1 protein-coding gene is annotated in these 363 nt (G+C 44.1%); it reads left to right on the plus strand.

Annotated elements, in window-relative coordinates:
- Positions 1-363, plus strand: a 363-nt coding sequence (locus AAEZ03_RS26250; RefSeq protein ID WP_502947956.1) for a Rossmann-fold NAD(P)-binding domain-containing protein, incomplete at both ends; no start/stop codon positions are given.

Raw genomic sequence — 363 nt, forward strand, 5'->3', positions numbered from 1 at the left:
GGCATCAGTGATTATGTGACTTATGATGATACGCCAAAAGACAATGACGTTATTTTGGCGCGCTGCAAAGACGCTGATATTATCATCACCAATAAAGTCCAAATTGATGCAGAAGTAATAAGTAAACTCCCCAACCTGAAGCTTATCCAATTGACTGCCACGGGGATGAATAACGTCGATCAAGAGGCTTGTAATAAGCATAATGTCGCACTGTACAATGTCGCGGGTTACGCAGTCAAAAGCGTTCCTGAACATACCTTTATGCTCATGCTGACTGCTATGCGCGCCAGCATTCACTATCATCAAAAAGTGGTCGATGGTACTTGGCAAGGTAACGGTAACTTCTGCCTACTGGATATCCCG

The sequence above is a fragment of the Pseudomonas sp. HY2-MNA-CIBAN-0224 genome, from assembly GCF_040310285.1.
Lineage (GTDB): Bacteria > Pseudomonadota > Gammaproteobacteria > Pseudomonadales > Pseudomonadaceae > Aquipseudomonas > Aquipseudomonas helleri.